Annotated in this window: 15 protein-coding genes; 10 read left to right on the top strand and 5 right to left on the bottom strand. The window is 73.9% G+C overall.

Translation table 11 applies throughout. The features are described 5' to 3' along the window. Nucleotides 1-49: 49 nt before the first annotated feature. From JXZ78_RS37110 to JXZ78_RS37095, 4 genes are all read right to left on the bottom strand, one after another. On the bottom strand, nt 50-1,063 hold the full coding sequence (locus JXZ78_RS37110) for a zinc-dependent alcohol dehydrogenase family protein (protein ID WP_030022479.1): 1,014 nt from the start codon (nt 1,061-1,063) through the stop codon (nt 50-52). A gap of 51 nt (nt 1,064-1,114) precedes the next feature. Next, on the bottom strand, nt 1,115-1,591 hold the full coding sequence (locus JXZ78_RS37105; RefSeq protein ID WP_030022480.1) for an RpiB/LacA/LacB family sugar-phosphate isomerase: 477 nt from the start codon (nt 1,589-1,591) through the stop codon (nt 1,115-1,117). 10 nt (nt 1,592-1,601) lie between these two features. After that, a complete protein-coding gene (locus JXZ78_RS37100) occupies nt 1,602-2,444 on the bottom strand; it encodes a triose-phosphate isomerase family protein (RefSeq protein WP_238783640.1) in 843 nt (280 codons plus the stop codon). A gap of 104 nt (nt 2,445-2,548) precedes the next feature. Then, nucleotides 2,549-3,868 (bottom strand): aldehyde dehydrogenase family protein, encoded by a 1,320-nt coding sequence (locus JXZ78_RS37095; protein ID WP_030022482.1) that lies wholly within the window; start codon nt 3,866-3,868, stop codon nt 2,549-2,551. 162 nt (nt 3,869-4,030) lie between these two features. Between JXZ78_RS37095 and JXZ78_RS37090 the strand changes: the two genes are divergently transcribed. From JXZ78_RS37090 to JXZ78_RS37080, 3 genes are all read left to right on the top strand, one after another. Continuing rightward, nucleotides 4,031-4,459: a MarR family winged helix-turn-helix transcriptional regulator gene (locus tag JXZ78_RS37090; RefSeq protein WP_030022483.1), complete on the top strand. Its 429-nt coding sequence runs from the start codon at nt 4,031-4,033 to the stop codon at nt 4,457-4,459. A gap of 191 nt (nt 4,460-4,650) precedes the next feature. Continuing rightward, nucleotides 4,651-6,777, top strand: a complete 2,127-nt coding sequence (locus JXZ78_RS37085; protein ID WP_238783639.1) for a restriction endonuclease — start codon at nt 4,651-4,653, stop codon at nt 6,775-6,777. A 34-nt stretch (nt 6,778-6,811) separates the two neighbouring features. After that, complete coding sequence (locus tag JXZ78_RS37080; RefSeq protein WP_030022486.1) at nt 6,812-7,795, top strand: phosphotransferase family protein; 984 nt, start codon at nt 6,812-6,814, stop codon at nt 7,793-7,795. Nucleotides 7,796-7,798: 3 nt separating this feature from the next. Here JXZ78_RS37080 and JXZ78_RS37075 read toward each other — a convergent pair whose 3' ends face one another. Then, a complete protein-coding gene (locus JXZ78_RS37075; protein WP_030022487.1) occupies nt 7,799-8,746 on the bottom strand; it encodes an aminoglycoside phosphotransferase family protein in 948 nt (315 codons plus the stop codon). Nucleotides 8,747-8,911: 165 nt separating this feature from the next. Between JXZ78_RS37075 and JXZ78_RS37070 the strand changes: the two genes are divergently transcribed. From JXZ78_RS37070 to JXZ78_RS37040, 7 genes are all read left to right on the top strand, one after another. Continuing rightward, nucleotides 8,912-10,090, top strand: coding sequence for a CapA family protein (locus tag JXZ78_RS37070; RefSeq protein WP_030022489.1), 1,179 nt, complete (start codon nt 8,912-8,914; stop codon nt 10,088-10,090). Between the two features lie 228 nt (nt 10,091-10,318). Continuing rightward, nucleotides 10,319-10,945, top strand: coding sequence for a TetR/AcrR family transcriptional regulator (locus JXZ78_RS37065; protein WP_030022490.1), 627 nt, complete (start codon nt 10,319-10,321; stop codon nt 10,943-10,945). Between the two features lie 252 nt (nt 10,946-11,197). Further along, a complete protein-coding gene (locus tag JXZ78_RS37060) occupies nt 11,198-12,433 on the top strand; it encodes a cytochrome P450 (RefSeq protein ID WP_030022491.1) in 1,236 nt (411 codons plus the stop codon). A 43-nt stretch (nt 12,434-12,476) separates the two neighbouring features. Further along, nucleotides 12,477-12,671, top strand: coding sequence for a ferredoxin (locus tag JXZ78_RS37055; protein ID WP_030022493.1), 195 nt, complete (start codon nt 12,477-12,479; stop codon nt 12,669-12,671). Then, nucleotides 12,668-13,951: an NAD(P)/FAD-dependent oxidoreductase gene (locus JXZ78_RS37050; RefSeq protein WP_030022494.1), complete on the top strand. Its 1,284-nt coding sequence runs from the start codon at nt 12,668-12,670 to the stop codon at nt 13,949-13,951. The genes JXZ78_RS37055 and JXZ78_RS37050 overlap by 4 nt, the downstream gene beginning before the upstream one ends. Nucleotides 13,952-14,033: 82 nt before the next feature. After that, complete coding sequence (gene uvrA, locus JXZ78_RS37045) at nt 14,034-16,457, top strand: excinuclease ABC subunit UvrA (RefSeq protein ID WP_106968862.1); 2,424 nt, start codon at nt 14,034-14,036, stop codon at nt 16,455-16,457. Between the two features lie 112 nt (nt 16,458-16,569). Beyond that, a complete protein-coding gene (locus JXZ78_RS37040; RefSeq protein WP_030022498.1) occupies nt 16,570-16,782 on the top strand; it encodes an EF-hand domain-containing protein in 213 nt (70 codons plus the stop codon). Nucleotides 16,783-17,760: the final 978 nt, after the last annotated feature.

Genomic DNA, 17,760 nt, shown 5'->3' with positions numbered 1-17,760 from the left:
CAGAGGGCGGCCGTCCGAACGCCCACCGTCCCTCACCCCACCGGCCCCCTCAGCCCACCGGCCCGTTCGGGACGATCTGCAGCTTCCGGCCGGTGCCCAGCTCGAAGGTCTTCAGCGCCTCCGCGTACTGATCCAGCCCGAAGCGGTGCGTGATCATGGTTTCGCAGTCGATCACGCCCTTGCCGAGCATCTCGACCGCCCGGCCGTACGTGTGCAGGATCGCCATGCTGCCGACGACGCGGATCTCGTCGTTGTAGATCCGGAACGGCGAGAACCGCGCCATCTCCTGGTCGGGCGCGCAGCCGAACTGCTGGAACGTGCCGCCGCGGATCGGCCGCGTCAGGCCGTCCTCGATGGCCCGTACGTTGCCGGTGCAGTCGGTGACCACCTGCCAGCCGAGCGGGTGGGCGGCGGTGAGGCGGTCGGCGCTGGTGGCGACGGCGTCGGCGCCCAACTGCCGGGCGACCGCCAGCCGGTCCTCGTTGATGTCGACCACCGAGACCGACGCGGCGCCGGCGCGCTGGGCGACCTGGAGGTAGAGCAGGCCCATGGTGCCCGCGCCGTAGATCAGGAAGTGGTCGCCGAGCTTGGGACCGACGATGTCGAAGCCGCGCAGGATGGTGGAGAGCGGCTCGATCAGCGGGGCGTGCCGGAGTGCGACGGTCTCCGGGAGGCGGTAGCAGTTGCCGGCCGGAACCTTGACGTACTCGGCGGCGGCACCGTCCACCGTGATGCCGATGGTGCCCCACTTCTCGCAGAGGTTGCCGTGGCCGATGGCACAGAAGTGGCACGTACCGCAGTAGACCGCGGGGTCCGCGGCGACGGCGTCGCCCTCGGCGAGGCCGGTCACCGCCGAGCCCACCGCCACGATCTCGCCGGCGAACTCGTGACCGGGGATCACCGGATACCGCGTCGGCCCGAACTCGCCCGCCAGCATGTGCACATCGGTGCCGCACAGCCCGGCGGCGGTCACCTTGACGACCACGTCGTCCGGGCCGGGCACCGGGTCGGGGACCTGGCTGACGGACAGTTTGTGCGGTTCCTCGATGACAACTGCGCGCATGGTCGTGACCGCCTTTCGGAGGGGGAGGGGGGCGGGACAGCGGGGGCGGGCTCAGACCGCGGGCAGGCCAGGGGCCGTCAGGTTGCGCGACTCGACCTGCCTGATCTTCTCCACCTTGGGCGCCGAACCGCCCCCGGCGAAGTCGGAGACCAGCCAGTGCTCCAGGCACACCAGGGCGGCCTCCACGCCCATGGTGCGGCTGCCGAAGCAGGCGATCTGCGCGTCGTTGGACTTGCGGGCGCGCTCCGCGCTGTAGCTGTCCGGTATCTGGGCGGCCCGGATGCCCGGCACCTTGTTGGCGGCGATGGCCATGCCGATGCCGGTGCCGCAGACCAGGACGGCGCGCTCGTGCTCGCCGCGTGCGACGCCGCGCGCGACCCGTTCCGCGACGTCCGGGTAGTCCTCGCCGTCCGCGGCGCTCAGGTCGGTGACCCGATGGCCGCGCTCGGTGAGGTACGCGGCCATCGCGTCCTTCATGGCGGTCGCGGCGTCGTCGGCGCCGAGGGCGATGCGGTACGTGTCCTGCACGGTGAACTCCCTAGGGGCGGAGGGGAAGCGGGGCGGGCGCGGTGGCCGCGGCGACTTCTTCGAGGACGTGGCGCAGATTGGCGGTGTCGTGGGCGAGCCGGCCGAGGAACAGGCCGTCGACGCTGCCGGCCAGCCGGCCGAAGGTGCCGGGCCCGGCGGTGCCGCCGTAGACGACCCGGCCGCGCACCCCGTGGTCGCGCAGGCAGGCGCGGACGGCCGAGGCCACCGTCCGTACGTGCCGGGCGGGCGCCGGTTCGCGGGCGCCGATCGCCCAGACCGGTTCGTACGCGATGATCACCTCGCTGTCCGGTCCCGCGCCGCCGAGGGCGGCCCGCACCTGGATCAGCGTCTCCTCGACGGCCTGCGCGAGGCCGTTGTCGTGCCGCTCGCCCGCGCAGACGACGGGCACCAGTCCGGCCCGTACGGCGGCGCCCGTCTTGGCGGCCACGGTCGCGTCCGTCTCACCGAAGTGGCGGCGCCGCTCCGCGTGGCCGACTTCGACGTACCGGGCGCCCGTCTCGGCGAGCATGCCCGCGGAGACCTCGCCGGTCCACGCGCCGGACTCGGCCCAGTGCACGTCCTGGGCGCCGTACGCGACGCCGGTGTCGGCCAGCAGTTCCCGGGCGTCGGCCAGGGCGGGGAAGGCCGGCAGGACGAACAGGTCCACGGGGCGGGGCAGCGCCGCCAGGGCGCCCCGGAGCGCGGCCACGTCGGTGAGCCACTGCCTGGTCGCGGCCAGTCCGAAGTAGAGCTTCAGCGATACGCCGACGACCGGGCGGCGGCCCGCTTCCGGGGGCCCGTGGGCCCCGGATGTCCGGGCCGCCGCCGTCGACGTCGAGTTCTCAGGGATCACGTCGTTCATGATGCTTCAAACAAAAGCACATGTGAAGTTCTCAGATCAAGACGTTATGTTTCCCAGTCTCGCGAGATTTTCTGTGCGGAAGGGCGGTGACGGCGTCAGGCCAGCGGCTTGGACAGGACGGCCTTGCGGTGGCTGAACGTCTCGATCGAGTACCGGCCGTGGTAGCGGCCCATCCCGCTCTCGCCCACCCCGCCGAACGGCAGGTCGGAGACGGTCAGATGGGCGACCGGCAGGCCGAAGCCGAGGCCGCCCGACGAGGTCTCTCCGGTCAGCCGCCGCCGGGTCTCCGCCGACTCCGTGAAGGCGTACAGCGCCAGCGGCTTGTCCCGGTCGTTGACGAAGCCGATGGCCGCGTCCAGGTCCGCCACCTCGACGACCGGCAGGATCGGCCCGAAGATCTCCTCCCGCATCACCGGGGCGTCCGGCGCCACGCCGCCGAGCACGGTCGGCGCGATGTACTTGCGGTCCCGGTCGTACGTACCGCCGGTGACCGTGCGGCCGGAGCCGAGCAGGCCGGTCAGCCGGTCGAAGTGCCGCTCGTTGACGATGCGGCTGTAGTTCGGCGCGGCGGCCGGGTCGTCGCCGTAGAGGGCGGTGACGGCGCGGGCGAGGGCGGGCTCCAGGCGGGCCGCCGTCTCCGGGTCGGTCAGGACGTAGTCCGGCGCGACGCAGGTCTGGCCCGCGTTGAGGAACTTGCCGGCCACCAGCCGCGCGGCGACCGCGTCGGTGTCCGTGTCGCGGTCCACGAAGGCGGGGGACTTGCCGCCCAGCTCCAGGGTGACCGGGGTCAGGTGCTCGGCCGCCGCACGCATCACGATGCGGCCGACGGTGCCGTTGCCCGTGTAGAAGATGTGGTCGAAGTGCTGCTCCAGCAGCGCCGTCGTCTCCGGAACGGCGCCCTCCACCACCGCGACCGCGTCCGCGTCCAGGAACCGGGGCAGCAGGCGGGCCACGGCGGCGGAGGTGGCGGGCGCCATCTCGCTGGGCTTGGCGACCACGCAGTTGCCGGACGCCAGGGCGCCGACCATGGGCGCGAGCAGCAGTTGCAGGGGGTAGTTCCAGGGGGCGATGACCAGCACGACGCCCAGCGGGTCGTACACCGTCCACGCTTCCGCGCCGCTCAGGTGGGGCGGCACCGGCGCGGCCTCGGGCCGCAGCCACTCCGCCAGGTGGTCGAGGGTGTGGTCGATCTCGCGCAGCGTGAAGTCGATCTCGGTGCGGTACGCCTCGGTCTCCCCCTTGCCCAGGTCCTCGTACAGGGCCGCGGCGAGGTCCTTGCCGTGCTCGGTGAGCAGGGCGCGCAGCCGTCGCAGCTGGTCGGTGCGCCATTCCAGGGGGGCGGTGCGGCCGGTGCGGAAGGTGGCGCGCAGCCGCGCGACCACGGCGTCCGGCTGCTCGGGGGTGCTGCTGGTCATGGTGTCTCCGATGCGTACGGGGTGGAGCGGCCGGGCGGCGGGGGCGGGGGTGCGGTTCCGCCGCCCGGCCGGTTCGCCTGACATTCGTTTGACAAGGTCAAGCACACGTTCCATGTAAATACCAACGATTGCCGAAGTCAAGTAACCCGCTATCCTGGCCGCGTGTCCGACACCATCCGGCCCGCCCCCGACGACCTCCTCCAGCCGTTCGCCCGCACGGTCCGCGGCTACTACGACGATCTCGCCGCCGCCGCGCTGCGGCACGGCCTGAGCACCGCGCAGGCCCGCGCGCTCATCGCCCTGGAGGAGCCGCTCTCGATGAGCGCGCTCGCCGGCCACCTGGTCTGCGACGCCTCGAACGCGACCCGGCTCATCGCCCGGATGCAGGAGCGCGGGCTCGTACGGCGGGAGGCCGCACCCCGGGACCGCCGGAGCAAGGTGGTCACCGCCACCGAAGAGGGCCGGGCGCTCGCCCTGCGGGTGCGCGCCGACATGCACGCCGTGCGCGGCGCGCTCGAAGCGCTCACGCCCGAGGAACGCACCGCACTGCTGCCCCTGCTGGAACGCCTCGGCGCGCTTCTCGGCCGCTGAGTCCGGCCCCAGGGCGCCGAACCCCTCTCCCCGGGCCGCTGGCGCCTGCCGGCCGTCCTGGTCGGATCCGGTCCGGCCCGGCAGGGGACGACCCGTCGGGATCCCGCTAAAGTCGGATGAATACCCGCTGGTGAACGGGCCTGCGCGGGCTGTTTCGGGGTGGGCTGCCCCAGGGGAGGACGTAGATCCGCATGAGTCGCCGCTCCAACGGATTAGTGGCCGTCTGGGCCGAGGCGCAGCGTCAGCAGCAGCGCCGCCAGGAGGCGCAGCGGCGGGCCGGTGAACAGGCCCGCCGCGATCAGGAGCGGCAACAGCGCGACACCGAACGCGCCATGGCCCGGATGCAGCGCGAACGCCGGGACGCGTACCGGCAGCAGCGCGAGGCCGACGCCCGCCGCCGCACCGAGGAACTGGACGCGCGGATGGCCGAGCTGTCCGGCCTGCTGGCCGACGGCTGCCGGGCCCCGGCGTTCACCGCCGACACGCTGCGGCGCCCCGAGCACGTCGAGGCGTTCGCGCCCGGCCGGCTCGCCGTACCCGTACCGATGCCCGACCCGGCCGCCTACCAGCCGCAGGCCACCGGCTGGAGCCTCGGCGGCGCCCGCCGCGCGCAGGCGCAGGAAGAGGCCCGGGTCCGCTACGAGCACGACTGGCACGCCGCACAGGCCGCGGAGGCGCAGCGCCTGCGTCAACTGGAGGACTACCGGCGGCAGTACGACCAGTGGGCCGCCGGTCAGCTGGCGGAGATCAGGAGCTACAACGCCGCGGTCGGGGAACTGCTGACGGGCCTGCGCGGCGGCGACCCCGACGCGGTGGTGGAGTACTTCTCCGCCGCGCTGTACGCCGCCACCGGCTGGCCGGAAGGCTTCCCGCGCCGGGTCCACGCCGCCTTCGACGCGGCGGCCCGCCAGCTCGTACTGGACTGGGAACTGCCCGGCTACGACGTCGTGCCGGCGGCCAAGTCGGTGCGCTACATGTACGCGGCCGACCAGGACAAGGACGTCGCCCGGCCGGCGACCCAGCGGCGGGCGGCCTACCGCGACGTACTGGCCCAGTCCGTCCTGCTGGTGGTGCACGACCTGTTCGCGGCGGACCCGTCCCGCACCCTCGACTCCGTGGTGGTCAACGGCTTCGTCGACGACGTGGACCCGGCCACCGGACGTCCCGCGCAGCTGTGCCTGGCCACCGTCACGGTCCCCAGGGACGCCTTCGAGGAACTGCACCTGGCGCAGGTCAGCGCCGTGGACTGCCTCACCGACGGGCTGCGCGGCCGGCTGTCGGCGCGCCCCGAGCAGCGGTCGGCGGTCCGGCCCGCGCGGCAGCCGGGCGAGGTCGGCGGCGGCGTGGTGACCCACGGCGGCGCGGCGGAGCCGGACCTGTTCACCATGGACCCGATCGCCTTCGAGGGGCTGGTCGCCGAACTGTTCCGCGCGATGGGGATGCAGGCCGTGACGACACAGCGGTCCGGGGACGGCGGGGTGGACGTGGACGCGCTGGACTCCGACCCCATCCGGGGCGGCAAGATCATCGTGCAGGTGAAGCGCTACCGCAACACCGTGCCGCCGACCGCCGTGCGCGACCTGTTCGGCACCGTCCAGTCCGAGGGCGCCAACAAGGGCGTACTGGTGACCACTTCCCGCTTCGGCCCCGGCGCCCACGCCTTCGCCAACGGCAAGCCGCTCACCCTCGTCAGCGGACCCGAACTGGTCGACCTGCTGGCCCGCCACGGCCTGCGCGGACGCCTCGGGGACGCCGCGGTCCCGGCCCAGCGGCAGCCGCCCGCCGAGGAGGAGGCGGCCCAGGACCCGGACCCGGCCCCGGAGGCGGAGCGGGACGCGGGCAGCATCCTCGGCATGAACTGGTCGGGCAGCGTCTCCCTCGACGTCTGCGCGCTGGTCTGCCAGGGCAACCGCGTCCTGAGTGACGACCACTTCGTCTTCTACAACAACCCGCGCACCCCGGACGGCACCGTACGGATGCTGTCCGGCTTCGCCCCCGACCGGGCCGCCATGCAGGTGTCTTTCGACGCCCTGCCCGCCACCGCCGACCGGCTCGTCCTCGTCGCCGCCGTCGACCCGGAGACCGACCCGCACGCGGACCTGTCCGGCTTCACCGACGCGTGCGTCCGCCTGGTCGACGCGTCCGGCACTGAACTCGGGCAGCTGGAGGTCTCCGACGGCCGCAGCGGCGAAACGGCGCTGGTACTGGGCTCCTTCCGCCGCCGCGCCAACGGCGACTGGGACTTCGTCCTCGGCGGCAAGGGCTACGAGGGCGGCCTGGAGGCGTTGGTGCAGGAGTACGGAATCGAGGTGGCATGAGCCACGGACGAGCGCTGATCGCTAGGTTGTGGGCATGACGAAGAAGGAGAACCCCGCTGCGTTAGAGACCGACTGCGGCGACCGGGACTGGGCCGGCACCCGCGCCTGGGTGGAGAAGCACGGGGGCGGCGGCTGCCGGGTGGAGGCCGCCGAACGGCTGCGCGGCGGCTGGACCTCGGAGATGCGGCGGCTGCGGATCAGCGGGGACGGCGAACCCCGGTGGCTGGTGCTCAGATCCTTCGTCCGGCCGTTCTTCGCGCGGCACGCGGAGGGCCTGCTGACGCGCGAAGCGGACACCCTGCGTCTGCTCGGCGGAACGGACGTACCCGCCGCGGAGTTCCACGCGGTGGACGCGACGGCGGCGCACTGCGACCACCCGTCCCTGCTGATGTCCCTGCTGCCCGGCGCCGTGCGCGTGGACGAGGCGGAGGCAGCCCTGCGTACGCCGCTGCTGGCGCGCCAACTCCTCGGCATCCACCGGGTACACGTACCGGCCGAGGCCCGCCCGCGCGCGTACGAGGCGTGGGCCGCGCCGGACCGGGTGCGGCTGCCCGGACACACCGGCCGCCCGGAGCTGTGGCAGCGGGCCGTGGACGTCATCCGCCGCGATCCCCCCGCGTACCGGCCGTGCTTCCTGCACCGGGACTTCCACCCCGGCAACGTGCTCTTCACCGGCCGGGGCAGCAGCCTGCGGATCACGGGCGTCGTCGACTGGGTGGAGACGTCCTGGGGGCCGGCCGACCTGGACGTGGCGCACTGCTCGACGGCCCTGGCCCTCCTGCACGGCGTCGAGGAGGGGATGCGGATGGCCGACGCCTACGCGGCGGCCGGCGGGACGTTGAGCGACGACCCCGCGGATCATCTGTACTGGCGCGTTCTGGACGCCCTCGGGTTCGCCCCGGACGCCGAGAAGGTCGGGCTGCCCTGGCGGGAACTGGGGCGCGACGACCTGACCTCCGACCTGCTGGCGAGCAGGCTGGAGGACTACCTCCAGGAACTCTTCCACCGCTACGGCTGAGCCTCACAGTCCTGCCAGCGCGGCCAGCGTCGCCGCCACCTCCAACTCCTCCTCGCCGTCCTGGACTTCGCCGTGATCGGCACACCACAGGGCGTTCTCCACCGTACGGGCCGTCGCCCATGCCAGCAGACGGTCCGGGTCCTCGCCGAGGGCGTCGGCCAGCAGCGTGCAGCGTTCGCGCAGGACCGGGCGCGGATCGCCGTACTCGAAAGGGTCGTCGATCTGCTCCAGGAGCGGCCAGGGATCGTACCCGGGGTCGCCGATCATGGACTTGGGGTCGATGGCCAGCCATGGGCGGCGCCGCGCGGAGAGGATGTTGCCGGGGTTGAAGTCGCCGTGCACCACGACCTCGCGGGGCGCGGTGGCGGGAAGTTCGCGCAGCAGCCGGGCGCCGAGCCGGACGAGCCCGGGGTCGTAACCGGGCCGGATCCGGGCCATGCGGTCCTCGACCGTACCGGCCCACTCGGCGCAGACGTCGGCGACCCGCTCCAGGCCGCAGTCGGGCGGTACCGGCGCGGCCCACAGCTCACGCAGCACGCCGGCGGCGATCAGCAGCCGCTCGCCGGCGGGCAGCGGGCTGTCGTCCAGCTCTCCGCCGGGTGTGCAGCGCTCGACCAGCAGCGCGTACCGCTCCCGGTCGTGACGCAGCAGCCGTACGGCACCGCTGCCGTCCCAGACGCGCAGAGCCGGCGCCTCCCCGGCGGCCTCACGGTGCGGCCAGGACACCTTGAGCACCGCCTCACCACCGTCCGGGAGCCGCACCGGGGCGACCCACGAGCAACTGCCGCCACGCAGCGGCACGCCGAGCCGCAGATCCCACTCCTCCTGGACGGCCCGGACGGTGGCGGGCAGCTGGTCCAGCCAGGCGCGTCCGTCCGGGGTGCTGCCCACGGTGGCGTACACGGGGAGATCGGTGGGGAACAGGTTGTCCCTCAGGGGGGCTGGTGCCATCCGGGCACAGTAGCCGCGCGGCGGGCACCGGATCGAACGGATTATGCGCGGGTGCCGCCGGTTCGCGCGAGCCGGTGCGTACCGGTCGGGCGGTGGCGTGGGACCAGCGGTGTCGCGGGGTGATTAATCGGTTTATCGACTCTTTTAGCCTGTTATGCGTCTGGCATGAACCAGTACCGACCGTACGGCGCCGCCCTGCTCCTGATAACCCTGGCCGTGGGCTGCGCGGCCCAGCAGGGCACCGGACGGCCCGCGGGCCCCGCCTCCGGGCCCGCGCCACGCGACTCCGCCTCCGCGACCGGGGCGCCGCACCACTCCGTCCACCGGGCTTCCCAGGGCTTCACCCTCGCCGCCTCCGGGGACGTCATCGCCTCGTACCCGTCCGTACTGGAGACGGCCCGCCAGGACGCCGGAGGCGACGGATACGACTACCGGGCCGTTCTCGCCGGGGTCAAACCCGTGATCGAGGGGGCCGACCTGGCGATCTGCCACCTGGAGACGCCCTTCGGGCCCGACGGCGGGCCGTTCACCGGGTATCCGGCCTTCAAGGCGCCGCCCCAGGTGGCGGACGCGCTCAAGGACACCGGCTACGACTCCTGTTCCACGGCGTCCAACCACACGCTCGACGACGGCGCCGAAGGCGTCCGGCGCACCCTCGACCGGCTGGACCGGGCCGGGATCAAGCACACCGGGTCGGCCCGCGACGCGGCCGAGGCCGGCCGGCCCGCGCTGCTGAAGGCGCCCGGCGGGGCGCGGGTGGCCCAGCTCTCGTACACGTACGGCACGAACGGAGTGCCGCAGCCGCAGGGCAAGCCGTGGACGGTCGGGGTCATCGACGCCAAGAAGATCGTCGCGGACGCGCGGGCCGCCCGCCGGGCCGGAGCCGACGTCGTCGTGGTCAGTCCGCACTGGGGTACCGAGTACCGGACCGAGCCGGACGCGCAGCAGATCGAGGTCGCCAAGGCGCTTACGGAGGCGCGCACCGGCGGCCGGCCCGACGTCGATCTCGTCATCGGGACGCACGCGCACACCCCGCAGCCGTACGAGAAGCTGAACGGCACCTGGGTCGTCTACGGCATGGGCGACCAGATCGCCGGGATCATGGAGAGCCCGCGCGGCAACTGGGGTACCATCGCCCGCTTCCGCTTCGAGCCGCCCGCGAAGGAGGGGGAGCGCTGGCGGGTCACCAAGGCCGAGTACATCCCTCAGCTCTCCGCGCACGGGCCCCCGCTGCGCATGGTCAACCTCGCCGCCACCGGGGACCGTGCCGACGTACGGGAGGGCATCCGCGAGGCCGTCCTCAGCCGGGGAGCGGAGGGGGCCGGGCTGACGATGGGCCGCTGACGGGCGCGCGGCCGGGCGTCGCGCCGGTGGCCCGGTACGGGAGGGTTCCGCGATGTGAAACCCTGAAGACCGGCCCGGACCGGTCGTGAGCACCACGGACGCGGGCGCGCCGGGCGGCAGCGTCGCCCGGCGGACGGCCGGCGGCGGACGTCCGGAAGCTCGGACTTCCGGACGTTCGGACGGCGAACGGTGGACAGCGGCGCGGGGCGCGGAAAGGGCGTGACGGCGGTGGGTGAGAGTGCGGCCGTACGGCCCCGTAATCCGCGCGGGCAGGGCGAGCGCCTGCGGGAGGAACTCCTGCGCGCCACCGAACGCCTCCTCGAAGAGGTCGGCAGCGAGGACGCCCTGTCGCTGCGCGCCGTGGCCCGCGAAGCGGGTGTCGCCGCCCCCAGCATCTACCGGCACTTCGCCGACAAGACCGAGCTGGTGTGGGCCGCGCTGGAGGTCAGCTACGAGCGGCTGAGGGCGGCGATGGCCGAGGCGTCGGCGGCCGCGGACACCGACGACCCGGTGGACCTGCTCCGCGCCCAGCTGCGCGCGTACTGCCGGTACGCCGTCGAGCACCCCGCCAAGTACCGCCTGCTGTACGAGACCCGCCAGACACCGGTCGAACCGGAGCGGCTGGCCGGCCACCCGGCGGGCCGTCTGGTGCGGGGCCTGCACGACGCCCTCACCGCGTGCGAGGCCGCCGGATGGCGGGTGCGCGGCACCCGCGAGGAGGCGCCGTACGTGCTGTGGGCGGCGGTGCACGGCCGGGTCATGCTGTGGCAGGTGATGCCCAGCCGTAAGGACGCCGGACGGCTGTACCGCTACGTGGACGAGATCCTGCATCTGCTGATGGAGCGGGCGGACTGAGCGCCTGAACCGGGCGCTCCGGGCGGACTGAGCGCCTGAACCGGGCGCTCCGGGCGGACTGAACGCCTGAACCGGGCGCTCCGGAGCGCTCCGGCCATTTCCGGCACCCCCGCCGACGCGGTGTGCCGCTCGACGATCACCACCCCCACCCCCCACCGTCGCACCCCTGCATTACGCATGTAAGTTTACGGGCGTTAGGTGAACGTCCGACACCGGGCGCACGCCCCTGCCCGCGTGCTCCCAAGGAGCGACATGACCCCCTCTCCCGCCTCTCCCGCCCCCGCGCCGGCCGCCGCGCCCGCGCTGCCCGTGCAGCCGCCGCAGGGCTGCCCGTTCGACCCGCCCGCCGAGTTCGCGCGACTGCGCACCGAAGCGCCGCTGTCCAAGATCTCGCTGCCGGACGGCACCGAAGCCTGGCTGGCCACCCGGTACGCCGACATCCGCGCCATCCTCGGCGACACCCGCTTCAGCTCCGACACCACCCGCCCCGGCTACCCGCTCAGCGGCATGACCGGCGGCGCCACCACCGAGCACCGCGGCTTCATCCGCATGGACCCGCCCGAGCACACCCGGCTGCGCCGCATGGTCACCCGGGAGTTCATGGTCAAGCGGGTCGAGGCGATGCGCCCCGACATCCAGCGCCTGACCGACGAGCTGTGCGACGCCATGGAGAAGCGCGCGGGTCAGGACGTGGACCTCGTCGAGGCGCTGGCCCTGCCGGTGCCCTCGCTCGTCATCAGCCTGCTGCTCGGCGTCCCCTACGACGACCACGAGGTGTTCCAGCGGCTCACCGGCACCCTGCTCTCCCGTACCGTCACCGACGAGGAGCGCGAGAGCGCGCGGTCCGAGCTGCGCGCCTACCTGCACCAGCTGGTGAGCGCCAAGGAGGCGGCGCCCGGCGACGACATCCTCGGCCGCCTGATCACCGAGCAGCAGGTACCGGGCGAGATCACCCACGACGACGTGGTGGCCTTCGCCGCGCTGCTGCTCATCGCGGGCCACGAGACCACCGCCAACATGATCGGCCTGAGCGCGCTCACCCTGATGCGCGACCGGGAGACCGCGGACCGGCTGCGCGCCGAGCCGAACCTGATCCGCGGCGCGGTCGAGGAACTGCTGCGCTTCCACAGCATCATCCGCAACGGCCCGCGCCGCGCCGCCACCGAGGACATCGAGATCGGCGGGCAGCTCATCCGGGCCGGCGAGGGCGTCGTGGTGGCCGTACCGTCCGCCAACCGCGACCCGGAGGTCTTCGAGGACCCCGACGCGCTCGACGTGTGCCGCCCCAACGCCCAGCACCACGTCGCCTTCGGCTACGGCATCCACCAGTGCCTCGGCCAGGCGCTGGCCCGCGTCGAGCTCCAGGTCGTCATCGGCACGCTGCTGCGCCGCTTCCCCGGGATGCGGCCCGCCGTCCCCGTGGACGAGATCCCCTACCGCAGCGACATGGCGATCTACGGCTGCCACACCCTGCCCGTCACCTGGTGACACCCCTCCTCCCCGTCCCGCCTGCCCTCAGGAGCCACCTGCCATGAACATCACCCTCGACGCCGACAAGTGCTGCGCCGCCGGCCAGTGCGTGCTGATCGCGCCCGACGTCTTCGACCAGCGTGACGAGGACGGCGTGGTCGTCCTCCTCGACGCCGCGCCGCCCGCCGACCAGCACGACATGGTCCGCGAGGCCGCCGCCATCTGCCCGGCCGCCGTGATCCAGGTACACGAGTGAGCCCCCGCCGCATCGCCGTCGTGGGCGCCTCGGCGGCGGGACTCGCCGCCGCCGAGGCCCTGCGCCGCTTCGGCTGGACCGGCACGCTGACCCTCGTCGGCGACGAGCCGCACCCGCCGTACGACCGGCCGCCGCTGTCCAAGCAACTCCTCCAGGGCGCCTGGCAGCCCGACAAGCTGCACCTGCGCGCCGCCGACCAGCTCGACACCCTCGCCCTGGACCTGCGCCTCGGCACCCGTGCGACCGGCCTGGACACCGCGACCCGCACCCTCACCCTGGACGACGGTGAGCAGCTGGCCTGCGACGGCGTCATCGTCGCGACGGGCGTCGCGGCCCGCACCCTGCCGGAGGCGGCCGGGCTGGGCGGAGTGCTCACCCTGCGCACCCTGGAGGACGCGCTCGCCCTCAAGGAGCGGCTGTCCGGCACGGACCGGCGCCTCGTGGTCGTCGGCAACGGCGTCCTGGGCTGCGAGGCCGCGGCCGTGGCGCGCGAACTGGGCCACCAGGTCACGCTCGTCGGCCGGGAAGCACTGCCGATGGCCCGTACGGTCGGCCCGCAGATCGGCGAACTGCTGGCGGCCGAGCACCAGGAGCACGGCGTACAGCTGCGCACCGCGGCCGTCGACGGCTTCGAGGCGGACGGCGACGGACCGGCGCGGCACGTGACCGCCGTACGGCTGGCCGGCGGCACCCGGCTGCCCGCCGACACCGTCCTCGTCGCCATCGGCTCGGAGCCCGCCGTCGGCTGGCTGCGCGGCGACCCGGGCCTGGACACCACCGACGGGCTGCGCTGCGACGCGTACTGCGCCGCCGCGCCCGGCGTCTACGCCGCCGGGGACGTGGCCCGCTGGCAGCACCCCGTGCACGGGCGCCACCTGCGCGTCGAGCACCGGATGAACGCCACCGAGCAGGGCATGGCCGCCGCCCGCAACCTCCTCGCCGAACTGGAGGAGACCCTTCCGGACGACGGGGACGGGGCACTGGCCCCCGCCGCCGGGCGGGAGCGGCGCCCCTTCACGCCCGTGCCGTACTTCTGGTCCGACCAGTACGGCCTGAAGATCCAGGCGTACGGCGTGCTCAACGGCGCCGACCGGTCCGAGGCCACCGTCCTGGACCCGGACGCCCGGAAGGCCGTCGCTCTCTACGGGCGCGACGGACAGGCCACCGGCATCCTGGCGATCGGCGTGCCGCCCCGCCGGACCAGGGGCCTGCGGGCGCTCATCGCCACCCCCGCTCCCTGGGAAGAGGCCCGCGAAGGCGTACGCAACGCCCTCGCGTGACGGCCGCCGCGGGCCCGGCCCCACCCCGACCACGGGGGCGGGCCCGCGCGCTGCCGATCGGCGTTGACCGATCATGGAAGGTATGACCGACTCCTACGTACGGGTGCGCGGCGCCCGGGAACACAACCTCCGCAGTGTCGACGTGGACATCCCGAGGGACACCGTCACGGTGTTCACCGGCGTGTCCGGCAGCGGCAAGTCCTCGCTCGCCTTCGGCACCGTCTACGCCGAGGCGCAGCGCCGTTACTTCGAGTCGGTGGCCCCCTACGCACGCCGCCTGATCCACCAGGTCGGCGCCCCGAAGGTCGAGGACATCACCGGACTGCCGCCCGCCGTCGCCCTGGAGCAGCGGCGCTCGGCCCCCACCTCCCGCTCCTCCGTCGGCACCGTCACCACCCTCTCGAACTCGCTGCGGATGCTCTTCTCGCGCGCCGGTACGTACCCGGACGACGCCCCGGAGCGGCTCGACTCCGACGCCTTCTCGCCGAACACCGCGGCCGGCGCCTGCCCGGAGTGCCACGGCCTGGGCCGCGTCCACCGGGTCACCGAGGAGTCGCTGGTACCGGACCCGTCGCTGTCCCTCCGGGACGGCGCGATCGCCGCCTGGCCCGGCGCCTGGCAGGGCAAGAACCTGCGGGACGTACTGGCCGCGCTCGGGTACGACATCGACAAGCCGTGGCGCGACCTCCCTGCCGCAGACCGGGACTGGATCCTGTTCACCGACGAGCAGCCCGTCGTCACCGTGCACCCCGTACGGGAAGCGGGCCGCATCCACCGCCCCTACCAGGGCCAGTACATGAGCGCCAAGCGCTACGTACTGCACACCTTCGCCGACTCCAAGAGCGAGACACTGCGCAAACGCGTCCAGCGCTACCTGGTCTCCGCACCCTGCCCCGCATGCGGCGGGCGACGACTGCGGCCGGAAGCGCTGGCCGTCACCTTCGCGGGCCGCGACATCGCGGAGCTTTCCGGACTGCCGCTCAGCGGCCTCGCCGAGCTGCTGCGCCCGACGGCCGCCTCCGACGACGACGGGGTGGCGCCGACCCTGGCCCGGGACCTCGTCGCCCGTATCGACGTCCTCACCGAGCTGGGGCTGGGCTACCTCAGCATGGACCGGGCCGCCCCCACCCTGTCCTCCGGCGAACTCCAGCGGCTGCGGCTCGCCACCCAGCTCCGCTCCGGCCTCTTCGGCGTCGTCTACGTACTGGACGAGCCCTCGGCGGGCCTCCACCCTGCGGACACCGAGGCGCTGCTCACCGTCCTCGGCCGCCTGCGGGAAGCGGGCAACACCCTGTTCGTCGTCGAGCACGACATGGACGTGGTGCGGCACGCGGACTGGATCGTGGACGTCGGGCCGGAAGCAGGTGAGCATGGCGGGCGGGTCCTGCACAGCGGGCCTGTCGCGGACCTTGCGCAGGTCACCGAGTCCGCCACCCGGCGCTTCCTCTTCGACGACGCGCCGCGCGCCCCACGCCCGCCCCGCGAGCCCACCGGGCAGCTGTCCCTGCACGGCGTCACCCTGCACAACCTGCGCGGAGTGGACGCCACCTTCCCACTCGGCGTCTTCACGGCCGTCACCGGCGTCTCCGGGTCCGGCAAGTCCACGCTGGTCACCCGGGTCCTCGCAGATGCCGTCACCGACCATCTGGGCGCCGGTCCCGACGACGACGAGGAGAGCGCCACGCGGGCCCGGCTCGCCGCCGCCAAGGGCCTGGAGGCGGTCGACCGCCTCGTACGCGTCGACCAGAAGCCCATCGGCCGCACCCCGCGCTCCAACCTCGCCACCTACACCGGCCTTTTCGACGCCGTACGTAAGGTCTTCGCCGCCACCGACGAAGCGCGCGCCCGCGGCTACACGGCGGGCCGCTTCTCCTTCAACGTCGCGAGCGGCCGCTGCGAGACCTGCCAGGGCGAGGGCTTCATCGCTGTCGAGCTGCTCTTCCTGCCCGGTACGTACGCGCCCTGCACCGCCTGCCACGGCGCCCGCTACAACGCCGAGACGCTGGAGATCACCTACCGCGGCCGTACCGTCGCGGACGTACTCGGCATGACGGTGGACACCGCAGCGGACTTCCTCGCCGACGTACCGGCCGCCGCCCGCAGCCTGCGTACCCTCCAGGACGTCGGCCTCGGCTACCTGCGCCTGGGGCAGCCCGCGACCGAGCTGTCCGGCGGCGAGGCCCAGCGCATCAAGCTGGCCACGGAACTCCAGCGCGCCCACCGCGGCCACACCCTCTACCTGCTGGACGAGCCCACCACCGGCCTGCACCCCGCCGACACCGAGGTGTTGCTGCGGCAGCTGCACGGGCTGGTGGACGCCGGCAACACCGTGGTGGTCGTCGAGCACGACATGGGGGTGGTCGCGGGCGCGGACCACGTCGTCGACCTGGGCCCGGGCGGCGGCGCGGCCGGCGGCCGCATCGTGGCCACCGGGACACCGGCCGAGGTGGCGGCGTCGGCGGACAGCCGTACGGCGGCGTATCTGGCGCGCCGGATCGGGGGCTGACCCGGGCGCGGGGGCCGGGGGCACGGGCCGGGGCGTGGTCGGGGGCGTGGTGACAGTCGGTTAATGTACCCAGGTCAATTCAGTGGTACAGCGACTTCAAGGGGGCATTCCCGTGGCAGACATCGAGGCGGCCAAGGCAGCGTTCAACCGGTTCGACGCGGACGGCGACGGCCTGATCACCGCGGACGAGTACAAGCGGGCGATGGCGGAGATGGGGGACCCCTACGTCACCGGCCCGGTCGCCGAGGCCATCATCGCCGCCAAGGACGCGAACGCGGACGGCAAGCTCTCCTTCGAGGAGTTCTGGAAGTCGCTGCAGGGCTGATCTGGTCCGGGGGCGGTTCGGGGCTGGTTCGGGGGTGATCCTGGGGCGGCTGGAGGGCGGTTCGGGGCTGGTTCGGGGGTGATCCTGGGGCGGCTGGAGGGCGGTCCGGGGCTGGTTCGGGGGTGATCCTGGGGCGGCCGGAGGGCGGTCCGGGGCTGGTTCGGGGGTGACCCTGGGCGGCTGGAGGGCGGTCCGGGGCTGACCCGGGGGCCGGGGGTGGTCCGGGGGGCCGGGGCTGTCCCCGGGGGTGGTCCGGGGGACGGGGCTGTCCGGAGGGTGGTCCGGGGATGGTCCGGGGCTGTCCCGGGCCGATCCGGGGGCAGCCCCGTGGTCGGCCCTGCCGGGGCCGCACGGCGCGGGCCCGATGCGGGGCGGAGGGTTGTGGCTTCGTTCCGGCCCGCTCCGGGTAAGCCCCCGGTGGGGGGATGTGCGCGTGCGCCCCGTATGGCGGGCGGGCCGGCTCCGGCTCGGGACCGGCTCGGTTCTGACCTGGCTCGGTCTGGACGCGCGAGGTTCGGCCCCACTGGGTTCGTACGCGCGGCGCGAGCTTTGGCCCCACTGGGTTCGGGCGCGCGACGCGAGCTTCGGCGCGGCTATGCCTGGGTAGGCCCCCGGTGGGGGAATGTGGGCGTGCGCCCGTAGTGCGGGCTGGCTGGCCCCCGGCTGGTCTGGACGCGCGAGCTTCGGCCCCACTGGGTTCGGGCGCGCGGCGCGAGCTTCGGCGCGGCTACGTCTGGGTAGGCCCCCGGTGGGGGGGATGTGAGCGACCGCCCCGTAGGCGCGCAGCCGCCCTCGGCCCGCCCCGGGCCCGCCCCGTTCAGGCCGCATCCGCCCAGGCCGCCCTCGGCCCATCCGGCCCGCCCCACACAGGCCGCCCTCGGCCCGCCCCGGGCCCGCCCCGCTCAGGCCGCATCCGCCCAGGCCGCCCTCGGCCCATCCGGCCCGCCCCGCCCAGGCCGCCCTCGGCCCATCCGGCCC

The sequence above is a fragment of the Streptomyces monomycini genome, from assembly GCF_022271435.1.
GTDB lineage: Bacteria > Actinomycetota > Actinomycetes > Streptomycetales > Streptomycetaceae > Streptomyces > Streptomyces monomycini.
This window is presented reverse-complemented; position numbering and strand designations above follow the sequence as displayed.